Source organism: Burkholderia sp. AU6039 (assembly GCF_002223365.1).
Classification (GTDB): domain Bacteria; phylum Pseudomonadota; class Gammaproteobacteria; order Burkholderiales; family Burkholderiaceae; genus Burkholderia.
In genome coordinates, this window is sequence record NZ_NKFK01000003.1 from 214,509 (window position 1) to 237,561 (window position 23,053).

15 protein-coding genes are annotated in these 23,053 nt (G+C 68.5%); 10 read left to right on the forward strand and 5 right to left on the reverse strand.

Going from position 1 to position 23,053, the window contains the following annotated elements:
* Positions 1-61: 61 nt before the first annotated feature.
* Positions 62-4,261, reverse strand: coding sequence for a YhdP family protein (locus CFB39_RS03590; RefSeq protein ID WP_089472183.1), 4,200 nt, complete (start codon positions 4,259-4,261; stop codon positions 62-64).
* A 226-nt stretch (positions 4,262-4,487) separates the two neighbouring features.
* Here CFB39_RS03590 and glnE point away from each other — a divergent pair, with 226 nt between their 5' ends.
* Entirely contained in the window at positions 4,488-7,277 is a 2,790-nt protein-coding gene (gene glnE, locus CFB39_RS03595) for a bifunctional [glutamate--ammonia ligase]-adenylyl-L-tyrosine phosphorylase/[glutamate--ammonia-ligase] adenylyltransferase (RefSeq protein ID WP_089473211.1), read from the forward strand.
* A 137-nt stretch (positions 7,278-7,414) separates the two neighbouring features.
* Positions 7,415-9,658: a carbohydrate-binding protein gene (locus CFB39_RS03600; RefSeq protein WP_256991352.1), complete on the forward strand. Its 2,244-nt coding sequence runs from the start codon at positions 7,415-7,417 to the stop codon at positions 9,656-9,658.
* A gap of 193 nt (positions 9,659-9,851) precedes the next feature.
* Here CFB39_RS03600 and recN read toward each other — a convergent pair whose 3' ends face one another.
* Together recN and CFB39_RS03610 are read right to left on the reverse strand one after the other, a co-directional pair.
* Positions 9,852-11,501 carry a DNA repair protein RecN gene (recN, locus tag CFB39_RS03605; RefSeq protein ID WP_089472184.1) on the reverse strand — a complete coding sequence of 550 codons (1,650 nt, stop codon included), beginning with the start codon at positions 11,499-11,501 and terminating at the stop codon, positions 9,852-9,854.
* Between the two features lie 19 nt (positions 11,502-11,520).
* Positions 11,521-12,423: an NAD kinase gene (locus CFB39_RS03610; protein ID WP_089424551.1), complete on the reverse strand. Its 903-nt coding sequence runs from the start codon at positions 12,421-12,423 to the stop codon at positions 11,521-11,523.
* 131 nt (positions 12,424-12,554) lie between these two features.
* Here CFB39_RS03610 and hrcA point away from each other — a divergent pair, with 131 nt between their 5' ends.
* The 3 genes from hrcA (at position 12,555) to CFB39_RS03625 (ending at position 15,202) form a co-directional block, all read left to right on the forward strand.
* Positions 12,555-13,577, forward strand: coding sequence for a heat-inducible transcriptional repressor HrcA (gene hrcA, locus CFB39_RS03615; protein ID WP_031399637.1), 1,023 nt, complete (start codon positions 12,555-12,557; stop codon positions 13,575-13,577).
* A gap of 147 nt (positions 13,578-13,724) precedes the next feature.
* On the forward strand, positions 13,725-14,789 hold the full coding sequence (gene hemH / locus CFB39_RS03620) for a ferrochelatase (protein WP_089472185.1): 1,065 nt from the start codon (positions 13,725-13,727) through the stop codon (positions 14,787-14,789).
* Positions 14,790-14,794: 5 nt separating this feature from the next.
* Positions 14,795-15,202, forward strand: a complete 408-nt coding sequence (locus tag CFB39_RS03625; RefSeq protein ID WP_011351021.1) for an RNA-binding S4 domain-containing protein — start codon at positions 14,795-14,797, stop codon at positions 15,200-15,202.
* Here the strand turns inward: CFB39_RS03625 and CFB39_RS40105 are convergent.
* Positions 15,174-15,335: a hypothetical protein gene (locus CFB39_RS40105; RefSeq protein ID WP_006476841.1), complete on the reverse strand. Its 162-nt coding sequence runs from the start codon at positions 15,333-15,335 to the stop codon at positions 15,174-15,176. The genes CFB39_RS03625 and CFB39_RS40105 overlap by 29 nt on opposite strands.
* A 355-nt stretch (positions 15,336-15,690) precedes the next feature.
* On the opposite strand from CFB39_RS40105, the gene grpE reads away from it, so the two are divergent.
* The 5 genes from grpE to CFB39_RS03655 all read left to right on the forward strand — a co-directional run bounded on the left by grpE (position 15,691) and on the right by CFB39_RS03655 (position 22,116).
* Positions 15,691-16,236: a nucleotide exchange factor GrpE gene (gene grpE / locus CFB39_RS03635; RefSeq protein ID WP_089424554.1), complete on the forward strand. Its 546-nt coding sequence runs from the start codon at positions 15,691-15,693 to the stop codon at positions 16,234-16,236.
* 10 nt (positions 16,237-16,246) lie between these two features.
* Entirely contained in the window at positions 16,247-16,657 is a 411-nt protein-coding gene (locus tag CFB39_RS03640; RefSeq protein ID WP_089472186.1) for a thioredoxin family protein, read from the forward strand.
* Positions 16,658-16,819: 162 nt separating this feature from the next.
* The gene (gene dnaK / locus CFB39_RS03645) at positions 16,820-18,772 is read left to right on the forward strand and encodes a molecular chaperone DnaK (protein ID WP_089424556.1); all 1,953 of its coding nucleotides are present in this window, start codon (positions 16,820-16,822) and stop codon (positions 18,770-18,772) included.
* Positions 18,773-19,037: 265 nt separating this feature from the next.
* A complete protein-coding gene (gene dnaJ, locus CFB39_RS03650; protein ID WP_089430628.1) occupies positions 19,038-20,174 on the forward strand; it encodes a molecular chaperone DnaJ in 1,137 nt (378 codons plus the stop codon).
* Between the two features lie 13 nt (positions 20,175-20,187).
* The gene (locus tag CFB39_RS03655) at positions 20,188-22,116 is read left to right on the forward strand and encodes a chorismate-binding protein (RefSeq protein WP_089472187.1); all 1,929 of its coding nucleotides are present in this window, start codon (positions 20,188-20,190) and stop codon (positions 22,114-22,116) included.
* 120 nt (positions 22,117-22,236) lie between these two features.
* Here the strand turns inward: CFB39_RS03655 and panB are convergent, their stop codons facing one another.
* The gene (gene panB, locus CFB39_RS03660) at positions 22,237-23,052 is read right to left on the reverse strand and encodes a 3-methyl-2-oxobutanoate hydroxymethyltransferase (RefSeq protein WP_089424560.1); all 816 of its coding nucleotides are present in this window, start codon (positions 23,050-23,052) and stop codon (positions 22,237-22,239) included.
* Position 23,053: the final 1 nt, after the last annotated feature.

Consider the following 23,053-nt stretch of genomic DNA (forward strand, 5'->3'; position numbering starts at 1 on the left):
CAGGATCGGTTGCGTCATAAATGGGGTGCGGCCCGGCACCGTGCGCGATTCGACGCGCGGCTCAATGATTCGCCGCATCGGCCGGACCGTGATTCATCTTACCCTGATCGCCCCGCACCCGCTCGATGTGCGGGTGCGCCCACGAGCCGGTGATCGCGTAGTCGAGCGCGAACGCGCGCGACAGCGTTTCCGACAGCGCGTAGTTCGCGGCCAGCACGCCGACGCCGAGCAGCGGGTTGATGATGGCCGCCCCGATCGCGGCAGCGCCCGCGCTGATCTTCGGTGCGACGTGCGCGTGCAGGTCCTGTGTCTCGGCGCCGAGATCGACCGCGCCGCGCACGGAGACGTTCGCGGGCCCCGTCATCATCGAGAAGTCGTCGGTGCGGGCGATCCCGTTCGAGATCTGGCCGGTGCCGGTGATCTTGTCGAACGGCAGCCCCTTGCCGATCACGTCGCGGAAATTCAGCGTCAGGAAGCGCGCGAGGCTCTGCAGGCTCAGCACGCCAAGCAGCTTCGCGGCGCCCGGGTCGACCTTCAGGATCTGGCCGTGTTCGAGATCGATCGCGATCTGGCCGCCGAGCGACGGGAAGTCGAGCGCGGTCGGGCCGCCGCGCCAGCCGACCTTGCCGGTCACCGAGCCATGGCCGTCCGCCAGCGTGCGCGGCAGGCCGACGCGGTCGAGCAGCGCGCCCGCGTTGCCGATGTCGAGCTTGAAGTCGAACACGGTGCGGCGCGGTGCGTCGCTCTCGTCGGCGCCGCGGGCGAGCGCGCGGCGCGACGTGCGCCAGTTGCCGGTCGCCGTCAGCTTCGCGTCCGGGTTCGACAGCTCCAGCTTGTCGAGTTGCCAGACCGGCGTGCCGGCTTCGTCGATGTTGCGCGCGTTGACGACGAGGCGGCCGATGTCGTGGTTGCGCGCGACGACCTGGTCGACGATCAGGTCGATCGACGGCATCGGCCGGTCGGTCGGCGTCGGCAGGTTCATCGCGCGGCCGACGAGATCGTGCTGTGCGCTGTCGGGCACCACGAGCTTCGCGAGCCGCGCATTCAACACGCCCGCGCCGTTGTGGCCGCCGCCCGGCGCCCACGACAGGTAGCCCGACACCTGGTTCGACGCGATGTTCGCCTGCCACAGCTCGTCGACGTGAGACGCGCCGATGATCACGTTTTCCCAGTTGCGCTTGAGCAGCTTCAGCGTGCCGAAGTGGAGCGCGAAACGCTTCGGCGCGAAGCTCGCGAAATCGACGCGCGGCGCGGCCTGCGGCTCCGGCGCGCGCGGCGTGTCGGACTTCAGCGTATGGGCCAGCGCGAGCCACGCGTCGGCGTCCAGTTCGTTGACGTCGACGGCCGCGCTCACGCCGTCCTGCGGCATGTCGGGCATCCGGTGAATGCCCATCGCGCCGCGCACCGCGCGCAGCGGCTGGCCGCGCGTCGCGTCGAGCAGGTAGGTCGCGGACACGGGGCCGAGCGTCAGGTCGGCGTGCTCGAGGCGCTTGCCGTCGGCCTGCGGCGCCGGCTGCAGCGTGAAGCTGAACGGCATCGGCGTGCCGGCCGCCTTCGCGAACGGCGCGGGGAAATTCAGCGCGACGCCGGTCAGGTCGGAACGCGCGCTGATGTCGGGCAGGCGGCCCGGCGCGCCGCGCACGGCGACCTTGTACGGCGCGTCGCCGACCACGTGCTCGAGCAGCGCGGCGGCCGGGCCGTGCAGGTTCAGGCCGCGCGCGGCGTCGAGTGCGAGCCGGCCGTCGACGTCCACCGTGTACGGCCCGTGCGACTGGAAGTTGCCGTTCGCGCGCACCGGGCCGCCGAGGAAGCGCCCCGACAGGTCGTGCAGCGACGCGCCGGCCTCGGTGAACCGGACGCTGCCGCGCAGCGCGGACAGTGGCGGCACGCCGCTGGTCGTCAGCGTGTTGCCGCCGAATGCGAGCGCGCCTTCGACGTGCGTGTGCGGATGCGCGACGTGCTGCGGAATCGTGATCTTGAGCCCGAGCGACGCGGGCCCCTGCGCATCGATCCGCTGGCCGATATGTCCGCTCATCGTGCCTAGCGAGCTGTTGTCCGCGTAGTCGATCAGGTCGGCGAGCGGGCCCTGCGCATGGCCGTCGATGATGAGCGGCGAGTGGGTCGGATTGCCGAGATCGTCGATGCGGCCGGCGACCTTCGTCAGCGCGACGCGCTTGTAGTGTGCGCGGTGGATGTCGAAGCGCAGCTTGTTCTGCGCGAGTTCGAATACGCCGTCGATCCCGTCGAGCGCCGGCCAGACGCTCGGCGTGCCGTTCGCGAGCTTGCGCGGCGGGTACGGCGTCGGTTCGAAGCGGCCACCGGTGAACGGCGCGACGATGTGGAACACGCCGGCGTCCGGCTCGTGTTCGAACGGGAATTTCTCGAGCGGGCCACGGGCGACGATCGACGCGCCCTTGGTCACCTGGCCGTCCTGCAGCGCGTGGCCGAGATAGTCGCGCAGGTGTTCGGACATCCCGGTCGGCAGGTAGCGCGGGATGCGCGCCACCGACGCCCGGGCGAAATCGGCGCGCAGGTCGAGCGTGCCGCGGCCGTGGCCGGGGTTCGCGTACGAGCCCGACACCGCGATTTCGGCATCGGGGTTCGAGACGAACAGGTCGGGCAGCGATACGTCGACGCGCGCGTGCTTCTCGCCGGGCGCGGGCGTGATCGTCCATTTGGCATTGCCGCGCAGCCGGTCGAACGTCAGGCGCGGCTCGTCGAATTCGCCGGGCACCGTGACGGCCGCATTGACCGTGTCGAAATGCGCGGAGCCGCCCGTCTCGTTCGCGTCGACGCGGCCCCACAGGTTCTCGACACCCGGCCAGCCGGCGCGCGGGTGGCCGCGCGGTGAGAGCCCGGGCGGCGGTTCCTGCGCGGCGAAGCTGATGCCCTGGAGATCGCCGAGGAAGCGGTAGCGCACGATCGGCGCGGCGCCCGTGCGCCGCTCCTCGTCGGCGAGGTCGGCATGTGCGGGTTTCGCGCGCTCGACCTCGATGTGATAGTTCGACACCATCCCGCGCGGGTCAAGCTTGATCAGCTCGTTGCGCAGGCGTGCCGGCAGCGGCAGCCCGCGGATGAACTCGCTGAGGATGCCGAGATCGACGCGGTCGCCGACGACGCTCAACAACTGCCCCTGGTTCGCGGTCGGCACGCGGTAGCGGGCCGTCAGCGTCGACAGCGCGAGCGAGCGGGCGAGCGGCGTGCCGTCCGGCAGCGGCGGCTGGCCGAGCTCCGCGTTGAAGCGCGTCAGGTGCAGCGTGTAGTCGTGGCCGGCGTCGAGCTGCATGTCCCAGCCGAAGCCGACCGTCGGCACGTCGAGCCGCGGCTGCGTCGGGCGCACGCGCAGCGCGACGTCCGCGCCCTGCAGGTCGCCGCCCGCCGAATGCAGGTGGCCGTCGCCGAAGGTGGCCCAGATCGCGTTGTCGATCCGGCCCGCGTGGATCGTGAGCGGCATGTCGAGGTAGCGCGCCAGCGTCTGCAGGTCGACCGGGCCCGTCGACAGGTACGCGTCGCCCGTCCAGTTCGCCGGTTTGCCGACCGGCGCGAGCGGCTTGTGCTTGAAGCGCGCACGGAAGTCGAGCGGGCCGAGCAGCAGCGTGCCGTTCGCGGGCGCCTGCAGCGCGGCCTTGTGCACGCGGCCGGTATTGAGCACCGCGAGCCGGATGCCCGACAGCACGAGCTCCGGCGCGTCATGCTGCGCGTCGCGCCAGCGCAGCGTGCCGCCGCGCAGCACGATCGCCTCCTGTTTCAGCAGCCACGTGCCGAACGTATCGTTGCCGCCGTGGGTGGTCGCCACGCCGACGCCCGCGATGCTCAGCGAGCCGTCGGCCGCACGCGCGACGACCAGGTCGGGCTGGTCGACGATCAGGCTCGACAGCGCGGGCGACAGCCGCAGCAGCGACATCCACGACAGCGCGGCCGTCGCATGCGGCACCGACAGCGCGACCTTGCCGTCATGGCCGCGGATCGTCAGGTTCGTGAGTTCGACGCCCGGCTGCATGCCGGACCAGTTCGGGGAAAGCTTGCCGATTGAAAGCTGCGCGTGGAGCTTGTCGGACACCGCGCGTTCGATGCGCGGGCGGAATTCGTCGATGCGGGGCAGCAGGACGTAGCGCAGCCCGAGGAAGGTGCCGGACGCGATGAAGTAGGTGCCGATCCCGACTGCCAGCGTCACCCTGAACACGCGACGCAAGACCGGATGATCGTGCTTCGGAGGTCCCGCTTCGGGCGCAGCTACGGCGGATTCCTGACGGTCGGACATGCGGCGGACGGGCGGCGATATGGTAGTTTTGCAGACTGACGTTGAAATGTATCACACGGGTTCGTGCCGGCGGCCGATGCGGCAGCGCGGCACGGGCTTTCCGGCGCGCGGTTTCGCGATGGGCGCACCCGCCCCGCGATGCCGCGCCGAGTCCATGGAGCCGGTCGGGAGGGGGGCGCGCATGCGTTCCCGTGCCGGCCGGCCGTTCCGCCAGGCCCGCTTCTCGATGACCGACGCTTCCGCCCTGATCAGCACGTCCTATTCCCGTTACCTGGCCCGCGCGGCCGCCGCGCGACCCGCGCTCGTCGACCAGGTCGCCGCGTGGGCGGCCGCGCCGCTCGGTCGCGCGCAGCTCGACGCGCGCCTCACCGAACTGCTGGCAACGCCGGCCGGCGCCGCCGCGCCGACCGAGGAGCACCTGAAGCGCGCGCTGCGGCAACTGCGTGCCGAGGCATTCGGCGCGGTGGCGGAGCGCGACCTGCGCGGGCTGGCGGACGTCGCCGAGGTGACGGGCGCGATGACCGATCTCGCGGAAGTGGCCGTGCAGCGCTCGCTCGCGCTGCTGTCGGCCGAGCTCGAGGCGCTGTACGGCGAGCCGCGCGGCGCCGACGGCCAGCGCGTCGTGCTCGGCGTGGTCGGGATGGGCAAGCTTGGCGGCCGCGAGCTGAACGTGTCGTCGGACATCGACCTGATCTTCGTCTACGAGGACGACGGCGAGACGACCGGCGGCGCGCGTTCGCCGCTGTCCACGCAGGAATACTTCACGCGGCTCGGCCGGCGGCTGATCGGCGTGTTGTCGGAAGTCACGGCCGACGGCTACGTGTTTCGCGTCGACATGCGGCTGCGTCCGAACGGCGATTCGGGGCCGCTCGTCTGCAGCCTCGGCATGCTCGAGGAGTATTTCTACGTGCAGGGGCGCGAGTGGGAGCGCTATGCGTGGATCAAGGGGCGGCTCGTGTCGGAAGGCGACAGCGACGCGGCGCAACGGCTGGCGTCGCAACTCGAGTCGCTCGTCAAGCCGTTCGTGTACCGCCGCTACCTCGACTTCGGCGTGATCGGCGCGATCCGCTCGCTGCACCAGCAGATCCGGCAGGAAGCCGCGCGCCGCGCGTCGATGCGGCCCGACAAGGCCGACGACATCAAGCTCGGGCGCGGCGGGATCCGCGAGATCGAATTCAGTGCCCAGGTGTTCCAGCTGATCCGCGGCGGCCAGGATGCGGAATTCCGCGTGCGGCCGACGCTCGCGGTGCTGCGCCATGCGCAGGCGCGCGGGCTGATCGGCGAGGATGTGCGTGCGCGCCTGACCGAGGCCTACAACTTCCTGCGCACGCTCGAGCACCGTCTGCAGTACCGCAACGACGCGCAGACGCACGCGATGCCGGTCGAGCCGGACGAGCGCGCGGCGCTGGCCGCGTCGCTGGGCTTTGCCGACTATGCGGCGCTGATGACGGTGCTGGACGGCCACCGCACGTTCGTCGAAGCGCAGTTCGACCAGATTTTTGCCGACAAGGCGAGCGGCGCGCCCTGCGCGGCCGGCGACGACACGGCCGCCGCGTGGATCTGGAGCGGCGCGCTGGCCGACGACGGCGAGGACGACGCGCTGGTCGCGCGTCTCGACGGCCTCGGCTTTACGGACCCGGCCACCGTGCTCGCCCGGCTGCGTGCGATCTGGCAGTCGTCGCGCTACATGGGCCTGCCGGAAAAGAGCCGGCAGCGCTTCGACAGCGTCGCGCAGCGGGCGCTCGACGCCGCGCCGAACATCGACGCGGCGCGCCGCGACGACACGATCGTGCGCCTGTTCGACCTGCTCGAGACGGTCAGCCGGCGCGGTGTCTATCTCGCGCTGCTGACCGAATATCCGGCCGCGCTCGACCGCGTGCTGTCGGTGCTCGGGGCGACGCGCTGGGGCGGCGGCTACTTGATCCGCCATCCGCAGCTGCTCGACGAACTGCTCGACGACGAGGCGATCGCGAGCCCGTTCGACTGGCCCGCGTTCAAGGACGCGCTGCGCGCGCGCCTCGCCGCGGCCGACGGCCCCGAGCAACAGATGGACCTGCTGCGGCACGCGCAGCACGCGGAGGTGTTCCGGATCCTGCTGATCGATCTGGCCGGGCAACTGTCGGTCGAGCACGTGAGCGACCGGCTGTCCGAGCTGGCCGACGCGGTGCTCGACGTGACGATCGAAGTCGTCTGGTCGCAGCTCGCGAAGCGCCATCGCGACGTGCCGAAGTTCGCGGTGATCGCGTACGGCAAGCTGGGCGGCAAGGAGCTCGGCTACGCATCGGATCTCGACCTGATCTTCCTGTACGACGACGCCGACGAGCGCTCGGCGGACGTCTACACGACCTTCACGCGGCGCCTGATCACGTGGCTCACCACGGCGACCGGGGCGGGCGCGCTGTTCGACATCGACCTGCGGCTGCGGCCGAACGGCGAGGCCGGGCTGCTCGTCACCGATCTCGACGCGTTCCGCCGCTACCAGCTGCGCGAGGGCGACGCCGCGAATACCGCGTGGGTCTGGGAGCATCAGGCGCTCACGCGGGCCCGCTACAGCGCGGGCGACGCGCAGATCGGCGCGGACTTCGAGGCGATCCGCCAGCAGGTGCTGACGACGCCGCGCGACGGCGGCGTGCTCGCGAAGGAAATCGTCGACATGCGCGGCAAGGTGTTCGCCGGCCACCCGAACCAGACCGAGCTGTTCGACCTGAAGCACGATCGCGGCGGGATGGTCGACATCGAGTTCATCGTCCAGTACTGGGTGCTGCTGCACGCGTCGAGCGATGCCGAGCTGATCCGCAACACGGGCAACATCGCGCTGCTGCGCGAGGTCGCGCGCTTCGGGCTGATGGGCGAGGACGAGGCCGAGCGGGTCGGGGCGGCGTACCGCAAGTACCGGAAGCTGCAGCACAAGCTGCGGCTCGACGGGATGGAGAAGGCGCGGGTCGATCCGGCCGTGGTGGCCGACGAGCGGGCGGCCGTGACGGCGCTGTGGGAGCGGGTGTTCGGCGGAATCTGACCGCGGCACGCCGCGCGCGCCGCAGCGGCCGGCATTGAGATTCGTTTGAGATTGTTTGAGCGGAAGGGCGGGTATCGGAAGAATCCGGCTTTCCGTTCAACCGGTGCCGTGTGCGCCACAAGCGATCTCGACTCATCTTGAAACCTATCCGCTACTCTCTTGCCACGACGGCGCTGTCCGCGGCCGTCGCTGGACTGTTCTCCGTTTCCGCTGGTGCAGCGGAAACGGCTTCCACCCCGCTGAAGAACCTGTCGCGTGGCGATGGCCAGTGCCTGGCCTGGCAGCCGGCCGACAACTCGGCCGTGTTCGCGGCATGCGACGGCAGCGCCGCGCAGGACTGGACCTTCGAGCCGCGCGACGGCTTCCAGCGCATCATCAACGCCGGCGCGAGCGCGGCACGCGGCACGAAGATGTGCCTGCATTCGGCCACCGGCGACAACGGCATGGGGCGCGTGTCGGTCGGCGTCTGCAGCGAGGGCGACCAGACGATGCGCGACTGGCGGGCCGACATCGGCATCGACGGCCGCGTGTCGTTCGGCAACCGGTACCGGGTCAACACCGGCCGATCCAACGAAGTGCTGGCGCCGCGGGAAGGGAGCGCCGGCGTCGCGATGCAGAACCTGCGCGGCCAGCCGGCGTCGGTCTGGCGGTCGTCCGCATCGATCGCGCCGTCGCAGCGCCCGCTGCTCGGCGACAAGTCGGCGTTGCTGATGGTGACGCACTTCAACGACTCCCAACCGGCCGATAGCGAAGTGGTGCGCAAGGCGGTGTTCGGCGACGGCGACGACTATTCGTCGCTGCGGCGTTATGTCGAGGTCGCGTCGCACGGCAAGCTGACGTTGCATGGTCAGACGCTCGACAGCGTCAACCTGGGCGACCGTCCGGCCAGTTGCGATTCCGGCGCGATTCGCGCGGCGGCGCGCAGCGCGGCGTTCGCCCGCGGTGTGAACCCGGACAAGTTCGACTACCTGTTCGTCGAACTGCCGAAAATGAGCAGCTGCGACTGGGCCGGCCTGGCGGCGATGCCCGGCAACTGGATCCTGTCGAACGCGAGCGGCCAGGGTTACTGGATGTGGTCCCACGAATTCGGTCACAGCCTGGGCGCGCGGCATCCGGGCTCGCTCGTCAACTGCCCGACGCCGGGCGGCACGGTCGAGGTAGGCAGCGCGTGTCGCGCGGGCGGGGTCGACGATCCGTCCGACACGATGGGCGGCGGTGGCCGGCGTTTGTATCCGGCGAGCTACCAGTTGCTCAGAGGCTGGCTGACCGAAGCCGACGTGCCCGAGATCAAGGGCGAGGGCACGTACCAACTCGCGCCGCTGTGGGGCAAAGCGTCGGGTGCGAAGGCGTACCGTCTGGCGCGCGCCGACGGCTCGACGCTGTGGCTCGAGTTTCGCCAGCCGCAGCCCGGCTTCGACAACTGGAAGTCCGACGACCCGTTCGTCAATGGCGTGATCGTGCGAACCGTCGCACACGCCGGCAATGTGCTGGCCAATACGCTGGTCGATGCGACGCCGGGCAGTGCGCAGGGCATGAAGGACGCGCCGCTGATGCCGGGTCATGCGTTGCACGACACGCTGTCGGGCAAGATCGTCACCGTCAAGTCGGTCGGGCCGAACGGCGCGGTGGTCGAGGTGAAGAACGACGGGGTGCTGCTGCCGCAGGCGGCCGTCATCGGCCCGCAACAGGCGAACGCGGGCGCGACGGTCGTGTTGTCGGGCGCGTCGTCGGTCGGCGAGCAGTTGCGCCATGCGTGGACGGCCCCGGCCGGCATCGATGCGAAACCGAACGGCGCGGAACTGAAGTTCGTTGCACCCGCGCTTGGACAGGACCGCGATTACGCCTTCGATCTGACCGTGACCAACGACAAGGGCTACACGGCGCAGGCGTCGCATGTCGTCAAGGTGAAGGCGCAGGAAATCGTCCCGCCGCCGCGGGCCGCGATCAGCGGGCCGGCCACGGTCGACGGTGGCGCGACCGTCGCGTTGTCCGGCGCGGCGTCGACCGGCAAGGGGCTGAAGTATGTGTGGACCGCGCCGGCAGGACTCGCGATCGACCAGCAGGGTGCGAATGCATCGTTCGTCGCGCCGAAGGCGACGCAGGCGCAGCGCTACGACGTGAAGCTGACCGTGACGGATGCGCAGAACCGCAGTGCGGTGGCGACGCATGGCGTGACGGTGCGTGCCGACGTGGCCACGGGCGCGCCGGCCTGGGACAAGAAGAAGACCTACGCGACGCCGTGCCACGAGGTCAGCCACGCCGGCAAGACCTGGCTCAACGGCTGGTGGGTGCTCGGCGATGTGCCGGGGACGGGCGGTGAGTGGGGCGCATGGCGCGAGAAGGGTGTCGCGAACATGCATGCGGCGTGCAAGGGCAAGTAGGCACGGCGAGGTGCCGGCGCGGGCGACCGCCCTGGCGCGTGCCGTTCGATCTGGTGCCACCTGCTAAGTTCGTCGTGCCGCGAAGCGCGTCGGACAAGTCGGAACCCGTCAAAAGGCCGCTCCGGTATTACCCGGAACGGCCCTTTTTACGTTTTCACGTTGGCTGAGCGTGCTGTTTCGCGTATCCGATGCCTTATGCGGCGAGCATTTCCTTCGCGTGCTTGCGTGTGGTCGCCGTGATCTCGAGCCCGCCGAGCATTCGCGCGACTTCCTCGATGCGGTTGGCGCGGTCGAGCGCGACGACGGTCGACACCGTGCCGCCACGGTCGTCGGCGCCTTTTGCGACCTGGTAGTGATGATCACCGCGCGCGGCGACCTGCGGCAGGTGCGTCACGCACAGCACCTGGCGATCGCGCCCGAGCTGGTGCAGCAGGCGGCCGACCACTTCGGCGACGCCGCCGCCGATCCCCGTATCGACTTCGTCGAAGATCAGCGTCGGCGTCGGGCTTGCCGCGCTGGCGATCACCGCGAGCGCGAGGCTGATCCGCGCGAGCTCGCCGCCCGACGCCACCTTCGCGAGCGGCCGCAGCGGCACGCCGGGGTGCCCGGCGACCCGGAATTCGACCTGCTCGAGCCCGTGCGGGCCGCCGTCGGCGAGCGGCACGAGCGCGACTTCGAAGCTCCCGCCCGCCATCGACAGTTCCTGCATGCCGGCCGTGACGGCCGTGCCGAGCGCCTTGGCGGCCTGCGCGCGTGCCTTGGACAGGTGTTTGGCGTCGGCGAGATAGGCTTCCCGCGCCTTGGCCTGCGCCGCCACGAGCGCGCCGAGATCGGCTGCCGCATCGAGTGCGGCGAGCTGCGCGCGGCGTGCCGCGTGTTCTTCGTGCAGCGTGTCGGGCGGCAAGCGGAACTTGCGGGCGGTCGAGTGCAGCGCATCGAGACGCGTTTCGACCTGCGCGAGCCGTTCGGGATCGAGATCGACGCGCTGCGCATAGTGCTGCAGCGAATAGACGGCTTCCTGCAACTGGATCTCGGCCGGTTCGAGCGACGCGAGCGCGTCGCTGAGCGAGGTGTCGTAGTCGGCGAGGCTGCGCAGCTTCGACACGATCGCGCCGAGCTGCGCGAGCATCGCGTCGTCGGACTCGGACAGCGCGTTGAGCGCGCCGCGCACGCCTTCGATCAGGTTCGCCGAATGCGACAGGCGCTTGTGCTCGTTGCTGACTTCGTCCCATTCGCCGGGCTGCGGCGCGAGCTTGTCGAGTTCGGCGAGCTGCCAGGCGAGCTTTTCGCGTTCGAGCTGCAGCTCGCGCTCATGCGCCTTTGCGGCGTCGATCGCCTGCGTCGCGTCGCGCCACACGCGCCATGCGCGCGCGACGTTCGCGGCATCGGCGACGAGCCCCGCGTGCGTATCGAACAGCTCGCGCTGCGCATCGGGCCGCATCAGCAGCTGGTGCGCATGCTGGCCGTGGATGTCGACGAGCATTTCGCCGAGCTCGCGCAGCTGCGCGAGCGTCGCGCTGGTGCCGTTGATGAACGCGCGCGACCGGCCGTTCGCATCGATCACGCGGCGCAGCATCACGGTGTCCTCGGTGTCGAACGCGTGTTCGTCGAGCCAGCGCGCGACGCGGTCGTGCGGCGTGAATTCGGCGGTGATGTCGGCGCGGCTGCAGCCGGTGCGCACGACGCTCGCGTCGGCACGTTCGCCGAGCGCGAGGGCGAGGGCGTCGATCAGGATCGATTTCCCGGCGCCGGTTTCACCGGAAAAGACGGAAAAGCCGCTGTCGAATTCGAGATCGAGCGCGGCGACGATGACGAAGTCGCGGATCGAGAGGTGGCGGAGCATGGTGTCGGGCAGAGCGGCGTCAGGACGCCTTGTCGTCTTCGTTCGAGGCGTGTTCGTTCCAGTGCAGCTTCTTGCGCAGCGTCGCGTAGTAGCTGTAGCCGATCGGGTGCAGGAACGGCACCGTGTGCTTCGAGCGGCGCACCTCGATCGTGTCGTTCAGTTCGAGCGCGGTGAACGACTGCATGTCGAAGTTCACGTTGACGTCGCGCCCGCCGACGATCTGGATCGCGATTTTCGAATCGTCGGGCAGCACGATCGGCCGGTTCGACAGCGCGTGCGGCGCGATCGGCACGAGCACGATGCCCGCCAGCTGCGGATGGAGGATCGGGCCGGCCGACGACAGCGCGTAAGCGGTCGAGCCGGTCGGCGTGGCGACGATCAGGCCGTCCGAACGCTGGTTGTACATGTACCGGCCGTCGACCGATGCGCGCAGCTCGACCATCCCGGAGAAGCCGCTGCGGTTCACGACGACGTCGTTGAAGGCGAGCGCGTGATAGATCGGTTCGCCGTCGCGCATGATCCGGGCCTCGAGCAGCGCGCGTTCCTCACGCTCGAACTTGCCCGACAGGATCACCGGGACGAGCGCCTGCATGTCGGCCGCCGCGATATCGGTGATGAAGCCGAGCCGGCCGTGGTTGATCCCGATCAGCGGTGTCTTGTACGGCGCGAGCTGACGGCCGATGCCGAGCATCGTCCCGTCGCCGCCCAGCACGACCGCCACATCGGCACGCGCCCCGATTTCGGCCGGCGTCAGCGCCGGGTAGCCGGTGATGCCGATCTCGCGCGCGGTCTCGGCTTCGAAGACGACCTCGAAGCCCCGCTTGGCGACGCAGGCGGCCAGCGTGGCGAGCGGCTCGGCGATGTTCGGCGTGTTGCTCCGGCCGACGAGCGCGACAGTGTTGAACTGATTACCGGTTTTCATGCCGGCATTACACCATAGCTCGTTGACGAAAAGAACCGGCTGTGCGCGGTCGGGGCCGGATCGGGCCGGCCCGCGCAACGGTAGCCGACGCCACTCGCCGCGGTCGCGCGGTTGCGCTAAAATTTTCCACCATGCTAGATCCTCGCGCACGAACCCTCCTGAAAACCCTGATCGAACGGTATATCGCCGACGGTCAGCCAGTCGGATCGCGCACGTTGTCCCGTTACTCCGGGCTCGAGCTGAGCCCGGCAACGATCCGCAACGTGATGTCCGACCTGGAGGAGCTCGGCCTCGTGTCGAGCCCGCACACGTCGGCCGGCCGCGTGCCGACGCCGCGCGGCTACCGGCTGTTCGTCGACACGATGCTGACGGTCGAGGCGCCGATCGACGCCGAAGCCGTCGCGCGGCAGGTGCAGAACACGCTGCAGGCCGGCGAGCCGCAGCAGCGGGTGGTGGCGGCCGCCGCGAGCGTGCTGTCGAACCTGTCGCAGTTCGCGGGCGTGGTGCTGACGCCGCGCCGCAGCCACGTGTTCAAGCAGATCGAGTTCATGCGCCTGTCGGACAAGCGCATCCTGCTGATCATCGTCACGCCCGAGGGCGACGTGCAGAACCGGATGCTCGCGACGCCGCGCGATTACTCGCCGTCGCAACTGACCGAGGCGTCCAACTACATCAACGCGCATTTCGCCGGCCTGTCGTTCGACGAGGTGCGCCGCCGCCTGCGCGACGAGATCGACCAGTTGCGCGGCGACATGACCGCGCTGATGCACGCCGCCGTGACGGCCAGCACCGAGGTGCCCGACACCGAGGACACCGTGCTGATTTCCGGCGAGCGCAACCTGCTCGAAGTGGCGGATCTCTCGTCCGACATGGCGCGACTGCGCAAGCTGTTCGACGTATTCGACCAAAAGACGGGCCTCCTGCAACTGCTCGACGTGTCGAGCCACGCCCAGGGCGTGCAGATCTTCATTGGCGGCGAATCGACGCTCGTGCCGATCGAGGAAATGAGCGTCGTTACCGCGCCTTACGAGGTGAACGGGCAGATCGTCGGCACGCTCGGCGTGATCGGCCCGACCCGCATGGCGTACAACCGCGTGATACCGATCGTCGACATCACCGCGCGCCTGCTGTCGCTCACGCTGAGCCAGCAGTAGCCTGCGGTCGCCGGCCCGATCCTGCCCCGTCATCGTGCCGCGGCACCGCGTGTGCCGGCAGTCGGCCGAACGGCCAGCCGACCGGCGCGGAGCGGCCCGCTATAATTGAGAGCCGTCCGGTCCCGTGCCCCGAGCACGTAATTGCCCATGCGTTTCGATCTTGAGCCGCCTTCGAGCACCGCGGCTGCCCATCGCATCGGTGTGCTGCTGATCAATCTCGGCACGCCCGACGCCCCGACACCGCGTGCGGTGCGGCGCTACCTGGCCGAATTCCTGTCGGATCCGCGGGTCGTCGAGATTCCGCAGGCCGTCTGGCAGGTGCTGCTGCGCACGTTGATCCTGCCGCTGCGCGGCCGGGCTTCCGCGAAGAAATACGCGGCGGTCTGGATGCCCGAGGGCTCGCCGCTGCGCGTGTACACGGAGCGCCAGACCGACAGCGTGCGGCATCTGCTCACGTCGAACGGCTATCACGTGATGGTCGACTACGCGATGCGCTACGGCAGCCCGAACATTTCGCACGCGCTCGCGCAGTTCAAGCGGGCGGGCGTCGAGCGCGTGCTGCTGATGCCGATGTATCCGCAGTACTCGGCGTCGACCACGGCCACGGCGTTCGACGCCGCCTTTGACGCGCTCGCGCGCATGCGCAACCAGCCCGAGGTGCGCACGGTGCGGCACTACGCCGACCATCCGGCCTATATCCATGCGCTGGCCGAGCAGGTGCGCCAGTATTGGGCGCAGCACGGCCGGCCCGATTTCGCGGCCGGCGACAAGCTCGTGCTGAGCTTTCACGGCGTGCCGAAGCGCACGCTCGACCTCGGCGACCCCTATCACGACCAGTGCCAGCAGACAGGCGCGCTGCTGATGGCCGCGCTCGGGCTGTCGACGACCGAATGCCGCGTCACGTTCCAGTCGCGTTTCGGCAAGGCCGAATGGCTGCAGCCTTACACCGCGCCGACGCTGCGCGAGTTCGGCGAGGCCGGCGTGCGGCGGGCCGACGTGTTCTGTCCCGGTTTCACGGCCGACTGCCTGGAGACGATCGAGGAGATCGGCATGGAGGTGCGCGACGAGTTCCTCGCCGGCGGCGGCAAGGCGTTCCACCGGATTCCGTGCCTGAATGGCGCATCCGCGTGGATCGGTGCGCTCGGCGAGATCGTCGCCGAGAATCTGCAGGGCTGGCCGGTCAAGGCCGCGCAGCCCGAAACGGTGAGTTGAGCGCGATGAATTACAAGATTTCGACCGAGCCGGGCGCGAAGCTGCGCATCGACAAATGGCTGTGGGCGGCCCGGTTCTTCAAGACGCGCTCGCTCGCGACCGATGCGGTCGACAAGGGGCACGTGAAGATTGGCGGCGCGGCGGTCAAGCCGGCGAAGGAAGTGCGGGTGGGCGACGAGGTCGAGATTGCGATCGACGGCATCGTCTGGCACATTGCCGTGCTTGGCGTGTGCGACGTGCGCGGGCCGGCGAGCGTCGCGCAGACGCTTTACGCGGAGACGGAAGCGGGGCGGGCCGCGCGGCTCGCCGAACTGGAGCGGCGCCGCACGTATCGCGAGCCGGCAGCCGAATTGCACGGCCGGCCGACGAAGCGCGACCGGCGCATCATCGACAGATTTTCTGGTGGGAGCTGAACATCTGGTCGAACGTCGCCCGCGCGCTTCCGTATTCGGTCGTGCGGTCGGTGACGGCTCCCGACAGGCAGATGGTGGTGGTGCCGGCAATGAGTACCAGCGCGACCACCGAGATCGCAAACGTCAGTTTCATGGTACTCCCCTCGAGAAGAAGGGTGAAAACGGCGCCAGGTGGATGTCAGGCGTCAGTCAGCTAGGGGTAAACACGCTTTTCCGACGCTTGAGTGGAGTGTAGTGCAGCGGGCCTGTGCCAAGCTAGTACTTGCCAGGTAAGCGTTGTTACCGGCCGTTTCGCCCGATCTGGCGGACTATGCGGCCGATGCCCCGGCGTGACGCGCGGTTGTTTCGCGGTATTGGAGAATGCCGGCGAATAACCCTCTTGAAATCGTCGTTTTCACCCTTATTTGCACCAGCAATGTGCGGTGCCACCGGATATACGGTCCGGCGGTTGCCGATTTGGCTTCAACCTCTAATCGACTTTCAGCGACATGGAAAACACGCAAGAGAACCCGGCATCCCAATCGGCCGAAGAGATCGGCAGCGAGAAGCAGGCGGCGCAAGGCGCTGCTCCCGCCGCCGAAGCAGCCGACGCGGCGCTCGCGGAGGCTCAAGCCAAGGTCGCCGAGCTGCAGGAGAGCTTCCTGCGGGCGAAGGCCGAAACCGAGAACGTCCGCCGCCGCGCGCAGGACGACGTCTCGAAGGCGCACAAATTCGCGATCGAGAGCTTTGCGGAGCACCTGCTGCCCGTGCTGGACAGCCTGGAAGCGGCCGTCAACGATACGTCCGGCGACATCGCGAAGGTGCGCGAAGGCGTCGAGCTGACGCTGCGCCAGCTGACGAGCGCGCTCGAGAAGGGCCGCGTCGTCGCGCTGAACCCGGTTGGCGAGAAGTTCGATCCGCACCAGCACCAGGCCATTTCGATGGTGCCGGCCGACCAGGAGCCGAACACCGTCGTCACCGTGCTGCAAAAGGGCTACATGATCGCCGACCGCGTGCTGCGTCCGGCGCTCGTCACCGTCGCGCAGCCGAAGTAAGGCCGTCGCGATGCTGCCAGCCGGCGTCGATCCGGCCGCGTTCGACGCGTTCGACATGCAGGCGCTGGACGCCGGCACGTTCGACGCGGCGATCGACGGCGCGGGCGATGCGCTCGCGGTGGTGTTCTTCTGGGGCGTCGACTGCTTCAACTGCGAGATCGCGAAGAAGGCGATGCTCGCCCAGCCCGACGCGATCCGCGCGCTGGACCTGAAGTGGTTCCATTGCAACGTGTACGAACACCACCAGCTGGGGCGCCGCTTCGGGCTGCACGGCGTGCCGACGTGGTTCTTCTTCCACCGCGGCAAGCGGCTCGGCCGCGCGACGGGCTGGCATGGCCTCGCGCAGTTCCAGGCAGCGGTGTCGGCGGCACGCGCGAAAATCGCCGCGGCGGGCGGCAATCCGCCGGGGGCGATCCGCTAGCCGGCAGCGATTGAAAAAATTTAATATCCGCATCGCACGTCGGGTCTTGAAAACGAACCGGACGGACGCATTTCGGGAACAGAGTTGAATTCTGGCGCGCGAAACCGCCCCAAAACGCGGGGTTTTGCGCAGCAAACAAGCATTTCTGGAGATTAGGAAAAAATGGGAAAGATCATCGGTATTGACCTCGGCACCACGAACTCGTGCGTCGCCATCATGGAAGGCAACCAGGTCAAGGTCATCGAGAACTCGGAAGGCACGCGCACCACGCCGTCGATCATCGCCTACATGGACGACAACGAAGTGCTGGTCGGCGCACCGGCCAAGCGCCAGTCGGTGACCAACCCGAAGAACACGCTGTTCGCCGTGAAGCGCCTGATCGGCCGCCGCTTCGAAGAGAAGGAAGTCCAGAAGGACATCGGCCTGATGCCGTACGCCATCATCAAGGCCGACAACGGCGATGCATGGGTCGAGGCACACGGCGAGAAGCTCGCGCCGCCGCAAGTGTCGGCGGAAGTGCTGCGCAAGATGAAGAAGACGGCCGAAGACTACCTCGGCGAGCCGGTCACGGAAGCCGTGATCACGGTGCCGGCGTACTTCAACGACAGCCAGCGCCAGGCAACCAAGGACGCCGGCCGCATCGCGGGCCTCGAAGTCAAGCGGATCATCAACGAGCCGACCGCGGCTGCGCTCGCGTTCGGCCTCGACAAGGCCGAGAAGGGCGACCGCAAGATCGCCGTGTATGACCTCGGCGGCGGTACGTTCGACGTGTCGATCATCGAAATCGCGGACGTCGACGGCGAAATGCAGTTCGAAGTGCTGTCGACCAACGGCGACACGTTCCTCGGCGGCGAAGACTTCGACCAGCGCATCATCGATTACATCATCGGCGAGTTCAAGAAGGAGCAGGGCGTCGACCTGTCGAAGGACGTGCTCGCGCTGCAGCGCCTGAAGGAAGCCGCTGAAAAGGCGAAGATCGAGCTGTCGTCGAGCCAGCAGACCGAAATCAACCTGCCGTACATCACGGCTGACGCGTCGGGCCCGAAGCACTTGAACCTGAAGATCACCCGCGCGAAGCTGGAAGCGCTGGTGGAAGACCTCGTCGAGCGCACGATCGAACCGTGCCGCATCGCGATCAAGGACGCAGGCGTCAAGGTGTCGGACATCGACGACGTGATCCTGGTCGGCGGCCAGACGCGCATGCCGAAGGTGCTGGAGAAGGTGAAGGAATTCTTCGGCAAGGATCCGCGCCGTGACGTGAACCCGGACGAAGCCGTCGCAGTCGGCGCGGCGATCCAGGGCCAGGTCCTGTCGGGCGACCGCAAGGACGTGCTGCTGCTCGACGTGACCCCGCTGTCGCTCGGCATCGAGACGCTCGGCGGCGTGATGACGAAGATGATCAGCAAGAACACGACGATCCCGACGAAGCATGCCCAGGTGTACTCGACGGCGGACGACAACCAGGGCGCCGTGACGATCAAGGTGTTCCAGGGTGAACGCGAAATGGCAGCCGGCAACAAGCTGCTCGGTGAGTTCAACCTCGAAGGCATCCCGCCGGCACCGCGCGGCGTGCCGCAGATCGAAGTGACCTTCGACATCGACGCGAACGGCATCCTGCACGTCGGCGCGAAGGACAAGGCGACCGGCAAGGAAAACAAGATCACGATCAAGGCGAACTCGGGTCTGTCCGAGGCTGAAATCGACCAGATGATCAAGGACGCGGAAGCGAACGCAGCGGAAGATCACAAGCTGCGCGAGCTGGCTGATTCGCGCAACCAGGGCGACGCGCTGGTCCACAGCACGAAGAAGGCGCTGACCGAGTACGGCGACAAGCTGGACGCGGGCGAGAAGGAAGCCATCGAAGCGTCGCTGAAGTCGCTCGAGGAAGTGCTGAAGGACTCGTCGGCCGACAAGGCTGCGATCGACGCGAAGGTCGAGGAGCTCGGCAAGGTGTCGCAGAAGCTCGGCGAAAAGATGTACGCCGACATGCAAGCCCAGCAAGCAGGGGCGGCCGGTGCGGCGGGCGCAGCGGAAGGCGCGGCCCACGCGGGCGGTGCGCAACAGGCTGCCGACGATGTCGTCGACGCCGAGTTCAAGGAAGTGAAGAAGGACTAAGCCGGGTTGCCCCGGTGCCGCACGCCGCGCGCCACCCGCGCGCGGCGCGGCTGACGGGTTGGCTGACAAGCGGTCTGTCTTTCCTTCCGGATGGCCGGATCGACTCCACGCCTGGCGGGCTTCGCGGCCCTCCGGGCACATTTGTTTTTTGGCGGGTGCTGCACGCGCCGTCCGCGGCGGGCGCAGCTCCAGACGAGTCGAGAGACTTTACTGCAGGCGAAAGGAGCCGCCGCGTGCGCGATGCGTGGCGGCACAGTGAATCGATATGGCGAAACGGGATTACTACGAGGTTCTGGGCGTCGCGAAGAATGCGAGCGACGACGAAATCAAGAAGGCGTATCGCAAGCTTGCGATGAAGTATCACCCTGACCGCAATCCGGACAGCAAGGATGCGGAAGAGCATTTCAAGGAGGTGAAGGAAGCCTATGAAATGCTGTCGGACGGCCAGAAGCGGGCAGCGTACGACCAGTACGGCCACGCGGGCGTCGATCCGAACATGGGCGGTGCGGGCGCACAGGGCTTCGGCGGCTTCGCGGACGCGTTCGGCGACATCTTCGGCGACATCTTCGGCCAGGCGGCGGGCGGCGCCGCGCGCGGCGGCCGTGGCGGCCCGCAGGTGTATCGCGGCGCCGACCTGCGCTACAGCATGGAAATCACGCTCGAGCAGGCCGCACACGGCTACGACACGCAGATCCGCGTGCCGAGCTGGGTGTCGTGCGAGGTTTGCCACGGGTCGGGTGCGAAGCCCGGCACGAAGCCGGAAACCTGCCCGACCTGTCACGGCCAGGGCACGGTGCGCATGTCGCAGGGCTTCTTCAGCATCCAGCAGACCTGCCCGAAGTGCCACGGCACGGGCACCTACATCCCCGAGCCGTGCGTGCATTGCCACGGGTCGGGCAAGGTGAAGGAAACCAAGACGCTCGAGGTAAAGATCCCGGCCGGGATCGACGACGGGATGCGGATCCGCTCGGCCGGCAACGGCGAGCCGGGCATCAACGGCGGGCCGCCGGGCGACCTGTACGTCGAGATCCACATCAAGCCGCATTCGGTGTTCGAGCGCGACGGCGACGATCTCCACTGCCAGATGCCGATCCCGTTCACGACCGCCGCACTTGGCGGCGAGATCGAGGTGCCGACGCTGGCCGGCCGTGCGTCGTTCCCGGTGCCGGAAGGCACGCAGTCGGGCAAGACGTTCCGCCTGCGCGGCAAGGGCATCAAGGGGCTGCGTTCGAGCATCGCGGGCGATCTGTACGTCCACGTGCAGGTCGAGACGCCGGTGAAGCTGACCGACAACCAGCGCGACCTGCTCAAGCAGTTCGAGAAATCGCTGGCCGAGGGCGGCGCGCGTCACAGCCCGCAGAGCAAGAGCTGGTTCGACCGTGTGAAGAGCTTCTTCGAGTAACTCGAGTAACAGCATGACTGAAGGCAACGAGAGCGCGTCATTCGCGCTCTTGGACGATTGCGACTCGACCGCGCTCGCGCGGTCGAGTCGTTTGTATTCGGGGTTCGTGCGCGAACGCGTGTGCACGGATCCGACTCGGCTCGACGAGGTCGACGCGGCCGTGGCGCAGGATCTGCGCGACGGGCTGCATGCGGTCGTCGTCGGCGATTACGAATTCGGACGCAACCTGCAACGAGCGCAGCCGGGCCATGCCCCGCTGCGCTTTTTGCTGTTTGCGCGCTGCGAGCGCCTGTCGTGCGACGAAGTCGACGCGTGGCTCGCGCAGCAGGATGGCGGCGGCGCGCCGTCGATCGCGGGCGTCGCGCATGTCGAAAAGAGCGTGTCGCGCGATGCGTTCGATGCGGCGATCGCCGCGGTGCACGACGCGCTGCGCGCGGGCGATTCGTATCAGGTCAACTACACGTACCGGCTGAACTTCGACGTGTTCGGCACGCCGCTCGCGCTGTACCGGCGGCTGCGCGCGCGCCAGCCCGTGCGCTACGGCGCGCTGATCGCGTTGCCCGACGGACCGTGGGTCGTGTCGTGCTCGCCCGAGCTGTTCGTCGAGAAGCACGGCGACGTGCTGCGCGCGCGGCCGATGAAGGGCACGGCACCGCGTTCGGCCGACCCTCGCGACGATGCGGCGGCGGCCACGTTCCTCGCGAACGATCCGAAGAACCGCGCGGAAAACGTGATGATCGTCGACCTGCTGCGCAACGACGTGTCGCGGATCGCGCGCACCGGCACGGTCCGCGTGCCGGCGCTGTTCTCCGTCGAGCCGTATGCGTCGGTGTGGCAGATGACGTCGACGGTCGAGGCCGGCTGGCGCGACGGGACGACGTTCGCGCAGATGCTGCGTGCGCTGTTTCCGTGCGGATCGATCACGGGCGCGCCGAAGCACAAGACGATGGAACTGATCGACGCGATCGAGTCGACGCCGCGCGGGCTCTATACGGGCGCGATCGGCTGGCTTGACGCTGCGAAGCAACGCGCCGATTCCGACGCGCCGGGCGATCGCCTGGCCGGTTGCGGTAATTTCTGCCTGTCGGTTGCGATCCGTACGCTGACGCTCGATGTTGTCAGCGAAGGCGCTGACTGCGAAGGTGCGACGGGTGCCGAGGCACGCCATCCGGCGTCGGTGATCGCCGCCCGGCGCCGCGGCACGATGGGCGTCGGCGCGGGCATCGTGCTCGACAGCGTCGCGGCCGACGAATATGCGGAGTGCGAATTGAAAGCGCGATTCCTGACGGACGCCGATCCCGGCTTCCAGCTGTTCGAAACGACGGCCGCCACGCGTGCGGACGGCATCCGGCATCTCGATCGCCATCTTGCGCGGCTGCAGCGCAGCGCGGATGCGTTCGGCTTCCGCTTCGATGCCGATGCGTTACGGCGCGAGATCGACGCGCGCTGCGCGGCGCTCGACGGCGACGGCGCTTACCGGATGAAGCTTGCGCTCGCGAAGGACGGCACGATCGAGATCGTCACGGCACCGCTCAAGCCGCTGCCGGCGGGGCCGGTCGGCGTGCTGCTGGCGTCCGCGCACGGCTTCGCGCCGACCCGTGCGGGCGATGCGCTGCTGCTGCACAAGACCACGCGCCGCGCCGAATACGATCGCGCGTGGCAGGCGGCGGAGGCGCTCGGCGGCTTCGACATGCTGTTCGTCAACGAGCGCGGCGAGGTGACGGAAGGCGGGCGCTCGAACCTGTTCGTGAAGCTCGATGGCCAGTGGGTGACGCCGCCGCTCGAGTCCGGCGTGCTGCCGGGCGTGATGCGTGGCGTGCTGCTCGACGATCGTGCGTTCGGCGCGACGGAGCGGGTCGTGACTCGCGACGATCTCGCGCGTGCGGAGGCGCTGCTGCTGACCAATGCGCTGCGCGGCGCGCTCGACGCGGTACTGAAGTAACCGGCGGATAATCGACCGCTGCCGGCAGCGTGAGAAAGAAAAAACGCGGCGCCCCGCAAAGGGCGTCGCGTTTTTTTCATCGAGGCGCCGGCGAACGCATCGCCGGCACCGCGCCGGACGTCAGAACGAATGCTCGGGGCCGGGGAACGAACCGTCCTTCACCGCGCGCACATACGCTTCGACGGCCGCCTGGATGTTCGGCTCGCCCTGCATGAAATCCTTCACGAAGCGCGGCCGCTTGCCGGGGAACACGCCGAGCATGTCGTGCAGCACGAGCACCTGGCCCGAGCAGTCGGCGCCTGCACCGATGCCGATCGTCGGCACGCGCAGCATCTGCGTGACCTCGGACCCGATCAGTGTCGGCACGGCTTCGAGCAGGACGACCTGCGCCCCGGCCGCTTCGACCGCACGCGCGTCGCGCAGCAGTTGCGCCGCACCGGCTTCGGTCTTGCCTTGCACCTTGAAGCCGCCGAACGCATGCACCGACTGCGGCGTGAGGCCCACGTGCGCACACACGGGCACCGCGCGCTCGACGAGGAAGCGGACCGTCTCGGCGAGCCATTCGCCGCCTTCGAGCTTGACCATCTGCGCACCGGCGCGCATCAGCTTGACGCTGCTTGCGAATGCCTCGGCCGGCGTGCCGTACGTGCCGAACGGCAGGTCGGCCATGATCAGCGCGCGCGGCTGCGCACGGGCGACACAGGCGGTGTGATACGCGATGTCGTCGAGCGACACGGGCAGCGTGGTCGTGTGGCCCTGCAGCACGTTGCCGAGTGAATCGCCGATCAGCAGCACGTCGACGCCCGAACGGTCGAGCAGTGCGGCAAAGCTCGCGTCGTAGCAGGTGAGCATCGCGATCTTCTCGCCGGCGTCGCGCATTGCCTGCAGCTTGGGCACCGTGACGGCAGGCCGGCTCGATTCCTGGAGATAGGTCATG

Bases quoted from the DNA above. Each gene is read 5' to 3' on its own strand.
- CFB39_RS03640 (WP_089472186.1), top strand. From the start codon at position 16,247: ATGCTGCCAGCCGGCGTCGATCCGGCCGCGTTCGACGCGTTCGACATG.
- CFB39_RS03610 (WP_089424551.1), bottom strand. From the start codon at position 12,423: ATGAAAACCGGTAATCAGTTCAACACTGTCGCGCTCGTCGGCCGGAGC.
- grpE (WP_089424554.1), top strand. From the start codon at position 15,691: ATGGAAAACACGCAAGAGAACCCGGCATCCCAATCGGCCGAAGAGATC.
- glnE (WP_089473211.1), top strand. From the start codon at position 4,488: ATGACCGACGCTTCCGCCCTGATCAGCACGTCCTATTCCCGTTACCTG.
- CFB39_RS03625 (WP_011351021.1), top strand. From the start codon at position 14,795: ATGAATTACAAGATTTCGACCGAGCCGGGCGCGAAGCTGCGCATCGAC.
- panB (WP_089424560.1), bottom strand. From the start codon at position 23,052: ATGACCTATCTCCAGGAATCGAGCCGGCCTGCCGTCACGGTGCCCAAG.
- recN (WP_089472184.1), bottom strand. From the start codon at position 11,501: ATGCTCCGCCACCTCTCGATCCGCGACTTCGTCATCGTCGCCGCGCTC.
- dnaK (WP_089424556.1), top strand. From the start codon at position 16,820: ATGGGAAAGATCATCGGTATTGACCTCGGCACCACGAACTCGTGCGTC.
- hemH (WP_089472185.1), top strand. From the start codon at position 13,725: ATGCGTTTCGATCTTGAGCCGCCTTCGAGCACCGCGGCTGCCCATCGC.
- CFB39_RS03655 (WP_089472187.1), top strand. From the start codon at position 20,188: ATGACTGAAGGCAACGAGAGCGCGTCATTCGCGCTCTTGGACGATTGC.
- CFB39_RS40105 (WP_006476841.1), bottom strand. From the start codon at position 15,335: ATGAAACTGACGTTTGCGATCTCGGTGGTCGCGCTGGTACTCATTGCC.
- CFB39_RS03590 (WP_089472183.1), bottom strand. From the start codon at position 4,261: ATGTCCGACCGTCAGGAATCCGCCGTAGCTGCGCCCGAAGCGGGACCT.
- hrcA (WP_031399637.1), top strand. From the start codon at position 12,555: ATGCTAGATCCTCGCGCACGAACCCTCCTGAAAACCCTGATCGAACGG.
- dnaJ (WP_089430628.1), top strand. From the start codon at position 19,038: ATGGCGAAACGGGATTACTACGAGGTTCTGGGCGTCGCGAAGAATGCG.